This is a genomic window from Nonomuraea longispora, assembly GCF_004348345.1.
GTDB classification, from domain to species: domain Bacteria; phylum Actinomycetota; class Actinomycetes; order Streptosporangiales; family Streptosporangiaceae; genus Nonomuraea; species Nonomuraea longispora.
Genome location: NZ_SMJZ01000308.1, coordinates 1 through 7,166, shown reverse-complemented (window position 1 = coordinate 7,166; position 7,166 = coordinate 1). Strand labels below are relative to the sequence as shown.

Here is a 7,166-nt window from a genome sequence, read left to right as displayed (position 1 = left end):
GCTCCCCCTCCCGCCCGGCCACTCCGAGGCGCCGCTGGCCGCGCTGCGCCCCACCCACGTCAACGGGGCCCTGCACGGCGGCGGCGAAGGCGTCCCCGGCGACGTCGCGGTCGTCATCGCCACCAGCGGCAGCACCGGCGCCCCCAAGGGCGTGCTGCTCTCGGCCGCGGCCCTGCGCAGCTCGGCGACGGCCTCACTGCGCCGCGTCGAGGCCTCTGAAGGCGAGCGCTGGTTGTGCTGCCTGCCGGTCTCGCACGTCTCGGGGCTGCAGGTGCTCGTACGCTCCCTGCTGTCCGGCAGCGAGCCGATCATCCATCCGTCGTTCGACCCGCATGCGGTCCTCGCCTCGGGCGCCGACCACGTCTCCCTGGTGCCCACCCAGCTGCACCGCCTGGTGGAGCTGGGGGCGGACCTGTCGGTCTTCCGCACGATCCTGCTCGGCGGCGCCGCCGCCCGGCCCGACCTGCTGGAGCGGGCCGCGGAGCTCGGGGCACGGCTGGTGTCGACGTACGGGATGAGTGAGACGTGCGGCGGTTGCGTGTACGACGGCCAGCCCCTTTACGATGTAGATCTCAAAGTCGGCGAGGACGGCCGGATCAGGGTCGCCGGGCCCGTGCTCTTCTCCGGCTACCGCTTCGGCGGGCCCGCCCCGCTCGAGGACGGCTGGTTCGTCACCTCCGACCTCGGCGAGCTGACCGGGGGCCGGCTGCGCGTGCTGGGCCGTGCCGACGACGTCATCAACACCGGCGGCGAGAAGGTCGTGGCCGGCGCCGTGACCGCCGTGCTGTGCACGCATCCCGAGGTGGCCGACGCCGCCGTGTTCGGCACACCCGACCCCGAGTGGGGTGAGCGGGTCACGGCCGTCGTCGTTCCGGTCAACCCCGACACACCTCCCACGCTTGCACAATTAACGGCATACTGCCGCGATAAGCTTCCCCCCTATGCCGCCCCGCGCGAACTACGCCTGGAGCCCCGGCTGCCGCTGTTGCCGAACGGAAAGACCGACCTTGTGCGGTTGAGGGCAGGAACCTGATGAGTTGCGGCTGCGTCAAACCGGGAAAGGGAGGGAGCCTTCATGGACCAGACCCGCAAGATGTGGGCATCCGCGGCCGTCGTCGGCGTGATCGTGGTCGGAGGCGCCTCAATCGCGGCGGCCGCCTCGGCGGGCAAGCTGGAGCAGAGGGGTGAGGAGACCCGGGCCGTGGTGGAGAAGGCGTCGCCGTCCAGCCACCCCGAGGCCTCGACGCCCGGCCCCACCGGCGACGACGTCGTCGTCTCCCGCGAGGTCAACCCGGATCCCGGCCAGGTCATCGAATACTGGACCGGCGAGCGCATGGAGGACGCCGACCCCATGCCGATGCCCGAGGTCTCGATCGAGGTGGGCGACTAGCGAACGAGCCGAGGGGTGGTCCGCCGAAAGCGGCGATCCACCCCTTTTTCATGACATTCGTCCGCACGGGGAACAAATGGCGGCGATTGGCGTTATTGATACTGGTGCGCCGTGCGGACACGAAGCCGCCCCACCACAACCTGCCTGATCGCTTCGACTCCGTACGGAGGAGGTGTCCTCATGCCCAGAACCGCCTTGGCGACCCCCGCGTCTCTCGACCAACTGCTCGAACGAGGGCGAACCCAGGGTCACCTATCTCTGGCGGAACTGCGGGACGCGTTCGGCAGAGCCGGCATCAGCCCCTCTGCGGGCCGCACGATATTGCGGGAGCTGTCAGAGGCCGGCGTGAGCCTGGCCGCCGAGAACGAGCCGTCTCTCAGCACCGCCACCCCCAGCAAGAACAGTCAGAAGAAGGCAGAGACTTCCAAGAAGCCTTCGCGGGCAAAGACTACCGGCCGCAAGGCGGCCGAGGCAAAAATCGCCTCCCCCGCCGACGTGCCGGCCGCCGTCCCCGCGGAGCCCAAGCCGGAGCATGAGGAGGACGTACCTGAAGAGGTCGACCTGAGCGCCGAGGACGACGGCGAATCGACCGATCTGGACGACGCCCAGTCGGTCATGGGCGACTCGGTGCACACCTACCTGAAGTCCATCGGCCGCCGCACACTGCTCACCGCGGCGCAGGAGGTCGAGCTGGCCAGGCGGATCGAGGCCGGACTGTACGCCGAGTACAAGCTCGAGACGCAGCCCGACCTGCCGCCCGACCTGCGGGAGGACCTGCACATGGTCGTCAAGGACGGCAAGCGGGCCAAGGACCACATGCTGGAGGCCAACCTGCGCCTGGTCGTGTCGGTGGCCAAGAAGTACACCGACCGCGGCATGTCGCTGCTCGACGTGGTCCAGGAGGGCAACCTCGGACTCATCAGGGCGGTGGAGAAGTTCGACTACACCAAGGGGTTCAAGTTCTCGACGTACGCCATGTGGTGGATCAGGCAGGCCATCCAGCGTGGCTTCGCCGACTCCGCGCGTACGATCCGGCTGCCGGTGCACGTGCTGGAGATGTTGTCCAAGCTGTCGCGCATCGAGCGTGACATGCATCAGCGTCTGGGACGCGAGCCGACCCCCGAGGAACTGGCGGTCGAGCTGGACAAGACCCCCGATCAGATCGAGGAGCTGCTGCGCACCAGCCGCCAGCCGATCTCGCTGAACGCGACGATCGGCGAGGACGGCGAGACCACGATCGGCGATCTCATCGAGGACGTCGACTCCCCCGAGGCGTCGGAGATCGTCGACCGCCAGCTGCTGGGCGACCAGCTGCGCGGCGTGCTCGACAACCTCTCGCCGCGTGAGTCGAGGATCATGGCACTGCGTTTCGGCCTGGTGGACGGCAAGCCGCACACGCTGGACGAGATCGGCAAGCACCTGGGGCTGACCCGGGAGCGGATCCGCCAGCTGGAGAAGGAGTCGCTGTCCAAGCTGCGCCACCCGAGCAACACCCGCCCACTGCTCGACTGGGCCAGCTGACGAAGAGCCCCGGCACACAGCGTGCCGGGGCTCTTCTCTTCGGCGGCGCTCCTGGAGCGGCCGGGTGTCAGGCGGTGGCGGGCACCGGGCGCGGTATGCGCGGGATGTTCCACAGCCGGTTGTGCTCGCGCAGCGTGCGCAGGCGCTCGACCTCGGCCGTCCACATCGCGCCTTCCGGCGTCGCCTTGGCCTTGCGGCGCGCGATCCGGTCGTCGTAGGCCTTCACCCCGAACGTGGCCCGCTGCCCAGCCTCGGCGGCACGCAGCGCGTCCGTCAGCGCCCGGTCGAGGGCCTGGCCCGCGGCCATCAGCTCGATGTCGTCGGCCTCCGCGGCCTTCAGCTCGCGCAGCGTCCGCTCGGCCTCACGGGCCTTCTCGATCAGCTCGGGGTAGCTCCTGGAGATCTCCTGGTCCGCGTGGAAGCGAACCTCGGCCTCCCGGCTCACCCGCGGACGGAAAAACGCCATCGACTCGGCCCCTTCACGCTGTGGTCACTCGTCCCGATGCTTAGGGTACGCCGTCGCGCGACACGTGCGGAAATCGGCCCGTGGCGAGCTCCTTTACATAGTAAGATGATCTCCATGCCCGCCAAGCGACCACCCGTGCCCCTTTCCCGCGAGCGCATCATCGAGGCCGCGCTCCACATCGCCGACGGCCAGGGCCTGCGCCGGCTCACCATGCGCCGCCTGGGCGACGCGCTGCAGGTGGAGGCCATGGCCATCTATCACCACCTGCCCCGGGGCAAGGAGGCCCTGATGGACGCGCTGGCCGAGCACGTCACCGCCGTCCAGGTCGAGCAGCGCCCGACCTGGCAGGAGACGGCCAGGGCCTGGTGCAGGGCGAGCAGGGAGGCACTGCGCGAGCATCCCGGCGTGCTGGCCCTGGCCCTGACCAAGCCGCCCAAGGGCGCCACCGCGCTCGCCGTCAAGGAGCAGGTCGAACAGCTCGCCGACGCGGGACTTCCCGACGCCGCCGAGGCCGTGCGCACGCTCCGGGCCTTCGTCTTCGGCAGCGTCGCCGTCGAGGTGCAGCAATCAGGTTGGGCCGACCCAGACGTCGATGAATGGGTCAGACGGGATGAAAGAGCAGATACCGACTTCGAGCGTGGGCTCGACGCCCTTCTCAAGGGATTGCAAACGTGATGCGCGTGTCGCGCTTGGCCGGTTATCCTGCATAAGGCACGCTGTGTCGAAGGTCACACGCACCAGGGATCCTCCTGTAACAGCCCGAACGGGCTATGTCGGAACGCGTGACACAGTCGCACACTTGCCAGGACAACAACCGAGCCGGCTCCCGCCCCTCCAGAACGGGAGCATCCCACGAGATATCGGAGGCACGCCGATGTGCCCGCACGACCCGGCCTGTCCGGATGCCGAGGCGCCTGACCGCGAGGCGGCACGCACCCTCGCCTGCCACCCCGAGCAGGGGTGGAGCCTGCTCTGCAACGGCGTCGTCCTGTTCGAGGACACCGGCGAGCTGCTGCCCAGCGGCACCGTCATCGCGCCTCACCGGCCCGATCCGCTGGTGGGCGCGGCCTGATCCCCACGCGGGCGGCGCCGCCGGCCGCGGCTGCCCTGCCGTGGCGGCCCGCCGTAGCGGGTGATCCATCCCGCCACGACCTCGCCCACCCGGGCGGGGTCCTTTTTCAGGTCATGGCCCTCCCCCGGCAGCACCACCAGGCGCGCGGCATCCGCGGCGTCCGGCACCCCGAAGGGGTCACGATCACCGTTCACGACCAGCACGTCCACCCCGGCGCCACGTAGCTCGCCGGCCCGCGATCGCTCGGGCCTCCCCGGCGGATGCAGCGGAAAGGCCAGCGCCACCACCGCCGCCGCGCCGACCGCCTTCGCCGTGCGGCACGCCACCCGCGCCCCGTTGCTCCGCCCGCCCTGCACGAGCGGCAGCCCCGGCAGACGCGAGCGCAGCTCCGACAGCACGATCTCCCACGCCTCGTCCTGCCTGTCCGGCGAGCCCGGCGCCCGCGCCCCCGCCACCCTGAACGCCTGCGTCACAAGCGCCACACTGGCGCCCACGCCCATGGCGGCCTCGCGCACGGCCAGCAGGTCGGGAGCGTCCACTCCCCCGGCCGATCCGTGGGTCAGGACCAGCAGCAGCCGCGCGTCGGGCACCTCGTCGATCTCCACGAGCGCGGGCCCGCGAGGGGTCGTCACCTCCATGCCAGCACCGTACCTGGGGAGGAGGGCGCGCTACCTCTCAGGTCGGATGACGACACCGCATCCGGGATGGATGATGACCATATGCCGGACCAGCGCCCCCTCAGGGAAGATTTCCAGGCCACGCTCGACGCCCGTCGCGATCTCGGGCCTGACTACGAGGAGGCGCTCGTCGACTCGTTCACTGAGCGCCTCGACGCCACCATCGCCGCCCGCGTACGCGCCGAGCTCGACCGCGACACAGCCCCGCCGCACAAGAAGTCCACGCCGGGGGCGCCGATGATCCCGGTGGCGCTGGGCTCGATGGCCATGGGCATCCCGCTGACGGCCATCGCGTCAGCCAACGCCGGCCTGGTGGGGTTGATCATCACGTGGCTGGCCATCGTCGTCATCAACGTGGCCGCCGCCGCGGCCGTCATGCGCCGCGGCTGACCTCGCCACGACGGGACCGACGGAGGGAACGGGAGCACCTCCGCCGTCCCAGGGCGTCCACCCGGACCCGCCGCAGGCCTGCGGGCCGGGGTCAGGTGTCGCGCTGGTAGCGGAGCCTGACCTCCGCCGCCAGGGTCTCGTCGGCGTGCTCCAGCCCGTACGACCAGACCCGCCCCGCGTCGTCGTCGCGCCCGCGCAACGGCAGGGTGCGCGCGAGCAGCTCGATGGCCAGCGCGCTCGTCTGCGCGTCCGCGCCGCCCTCCACGGTCTCGGCGAACTCCGCGCAGGCCAGCTCCAGATGCGCGATGCCGAGCCGGACCCGCAGCCCCGGCGCCTCGTCCCCGGGCGCGGCCTCCAGGGCGTCCAGGAGCAGCTCAGCCGCGGCCCCGGGCTCCCCGTGCTCCATCAGCAGGTCGGCCAGCTCCTGCGCGGCGTGTGCGGCGATCTCGCCGTCGCCCCCGGCCATCGCGGCCCGCAGCTCCCGCTCCGCCTCCTCCAGGTCGTGCGCCCGCACGGCCAGCCGGGCCAGCGCGAGATGGGCCAGCGGGACGTACCCCGCCGCGCCGACCCCCAGCACGGCCTGCCAGGCGGCCCTGGCCTGCTCGGCCCGCCCCTCCCGCTCGAACCCCTGGGCCAGGTGGCAGGCGGCCTGGGAGGCGTATTCGGGGTGGCCGGTCGCCAGCGCGGTCCTCGCGGCCGCCCTGGCGGCCTCGAGGTCGCCGCGCTCCTCCAGCACCACGGCCAGCCCGACGGCGGCCTGCGCCCTGTCGGGCTCGTCGGGGTCGGCGGCGAGCTCACGCAGAATGGCGGCGGCGCCGTCGAGGTCACCGCGTTCGGCCAGGCGCCGGGCGGTGTCGAGGGGCGGGGTCTCCAGCTCTGAGGACGTCAAGAGAGCTCCTTCTGGCGACGGTCGCCCCGAGCCTAACGACTTCCGGCGATCATGTCTGCCGGGTTGACGCCGAAGGCCTGGCTCACCCGGTGACTAGTCCTCGTAAGCCTCCAGCGGGGGGCACGCGCACACCAGGTTGCGGTCGCCGTAGGCCTGGTCGATGCGGCGCACCGGCACCCAGTATTTGCCGTCGCGCAGCGACGGCAGCGGGTAGGCGGCCTCGGTCCGCGTGTAGGCGTGGTGCCATTCGTCGGCGCTGACCGACTCCGCGGTGTGCGGCGCGTTACGCAGAGGGTTGTCCGTCTTGTCGTAGTCGCCGGACGCCACCTTCGCGATCTCGCTCCGGATGGCGATCATCGCGTCGGCGAACCGGTCGAGCTCGCCGAGGTCCTCGCTCTCGGTCGGCTCGATCATGAGGGTCCCGGCAACGGGGAACGACATGGTGGGCGCGTGGAAACCGTAGTCGATGAGGCGCTTGGCCACGTCGTCCACGGTGACGCCCGTCTCCTTGGTGATCTGGCGCACATCGATGATGCACTCGTGGGCCACCAGCCCGCCGCGCCCGGTGTAGAGCACCGGGTAGTGGGGGGCCAGCCGCTTGGCGAGGTAGTTGGCCGACAGGATGGCCTGCTCGGTGGCCGCCGTGAGCCCGTCGGAGCCCATCATCCTGACGTACGCCCACGAGATCGGCAGGATCCCCGCCGACCCGTAGGGGGCCGCGGAGACGGGTCCCACCGGCGAACCGTCGCGCAGGGGGTGGC

The 7,166-nt window shown here is 71.2% G+C and carries 9 protein-coding genes and 1 pseudogene; 6 read left to right on the top strand and 4 right to left on the bottom strand.

Annotated features, from left to right (window positions below):
* The 3 genes from E1267_RS41610 to E1267_RS41600 all read left to right on the top strand — a co-directional run.
* Positions 1-1,033 (top strand): AMP-binding protein (locus E1267_RS41610; protein WP_132341486.1); only part of this gene is annotated, 1,033 nt, incomplete at its 5' end.
* A 42-nt stretch (positions 1,034-1,075) separates the two neighbouring features.
* Positions 1,076-1,390 (top strand): hypothetical protein, encoded by a 315-nt coding sequence (locus tag E1267_RS41605; protein WP_132341484.1) that lies wholly within the window; start codon positions 1,076-1,078, stop codon positions 1,388-1,390.
* A 180-nt stretch (positions 1,391-1,570) separates the two neighbouring features.
* Positions 1,571-2,911, top strand: a complete 1,341-nt coding sequence (locus tag E1267_RS41600) for an RNA polymerase sigma factor (RefSeq protein ID WP_132341482.1) — start codon at positions 1,571-1,573, stop codon at positions 2,909-2,911.
* Between the two features lie 67 nt (positions 2,912-2,978).
* On the opposite strand, the gene E1267_RS41595 is transcribed toward E1267_RS41600, so the two are convergent.
* Positions 2,979-3,377: a hypothetical protein gene (locus E1267_RS41595; RefSeq protein ID WP_132341480.1), complete on the bottom strand. Its 399-nt coding sequence runs from the start codon at positions 3,375-3,377 to the stop codon at positions 2,979-2,981.
* 114 nt (positions 3,378-3,491) lie between these two features.
* Here E1267_RS41595 and E1267_RS41590 point away from each other — a divergent pair, with 114 nt between their 5' ends.
* Together E1267_RS41590 and E1267_RS41585 are read left to right on the top strand one after the other, a co-directional pair.
* The gene (locus tag E1267_RS41590; protein ID WP_165960095.1) at positions 3,492-4,052 is read left to right on the top strand and encodes a TetR/AcrR family transcriptional regulator C-terminal domain-containing protein; all 561 of its coding nucleotides are present in this window, start codon (positions 3,492-3,494) and stop codon (positions 4,050-4,052) included.
* A 199-nt stretch (positions 4,053-4,251) separates the two neighbouring features.
* Complete coding sequence (locus tag E1267_RS41585) at positions 4,252-4,449, top strand: DUF5999 family protein (protein WP_132341476.1); 198 nt, start codon at positions 4,252-4,254, stop codon at positions 4,447-4,449.
* On the opposite strand, the gene E1267_RS41580 is transcribed toward E1267_RS41585, so the two are convergent.
* A complete protein-coding gene (locus E1267_RS41580; RefSeq protein WP_132341474.1) occupies positions 4,416-5,087 on the bottom strand; it encodes an alpha/beta hydrolase family protein in 672 nt (223 codons plus the stop codon). The two genes, E1267_RS41585 and E1267_RS41580, sit on opposite strands and share 34 nt — an antisense overlap.
* 66 nt (positions 5,088-5,153) lie before the next feature.
* Between E1267_RS41580 and E1267_RS41575 the strand changes: the two genes are divergently transcribed.
* Positions 5,154-5,516 (top strand): hypothetical protein, encoded by a 363-nt coding sequence (locus tag E1267_RS41575; protein ID WP_220449927.1) that lies wholly within the window; start codon positions 5,154-5,156, stop codon positions 5,514-5,516.
* Positions 5,517-5,607: 91 nt separating this feature from the next.
* Here E1267_RS41575 and E1267_RS41570 read toward each other — a convergent pair whose 3' ends face one another.
* Together E1267_RS41570 and E1267_RS41565 are read right to left on the bottom strand one after the other, a co-directional pair.
* Positions 5,608-6,405: a tetratricopeptide repeat protein gene (locus tag E1267_RS41570; RefSeq protein WP_132341472.1), complete on the bottom strand. Its 798-nt coding sequence runs from the start codon at positions 6,403-6,405 to the stop codon at positions 5,608-5,610.
* Between the two features lie 93 nt (positions 6,406-6,498).
* Positions 6,499-7,166: pseudogene (locus E1267_RS41565) on the bottom strand (glycine dehydrogenase (aminomethyl-transferring)); the annotation flags it as partial.

Bases quoted from the DNA above. Each gene is read 5' to 3' on its own strand.
- E1267_RS41590 (WP_165960095.1), top strand. From the start codon at position 3,492: ATGCCCGCCAAGCGACCACCCGTGCCCCTTTCCCGCGAGCGCATCATC.
- E1267_RS41575 (WP_220449927.1), top strand. From the start codon at position 5,154: ATGGATGATGACCATATGCCGGACCAGCGCCCCCTCAGGGAAGATTTC.
- E1267_RS41595 (WP_132341480.1), bottom strand. From the start codon at position 3,377: ATGGCGTTTTTCCGTCCGCGGGTGAGCCGGGAGGCCGAGGTTCGCTTC.
- E1267_RS41605 (WP_132341484.1), top strand. From the start codon at position 1,076: ATGGACCAGACCCGCAAGATGTGGGCATCCGCGGCCGTCGTCGGCGTG.
- E1267_RS41585 (WP_132341476.1), top strand. From the start codon at position 4,252: ATGTGCCCGCACGACCCGGCCTGTCCGGATGCCGAGGCGCCTGACCGC.
- E1267_RS41600 (WP_132341482.1), top strand. From the start codon at position 1,571: ATGCCCAGAACCGCCTTGGCGACCCCCGCGTCTCTCGACCAACTGCTC.
- E1267_RS41580 (WP_132341474.1), bottom strand. From the start codon at position 5,087: ATGGAGGTGACGACCCCTCGCGGGCCCGCGCTCGTGGAGATCGACGAG.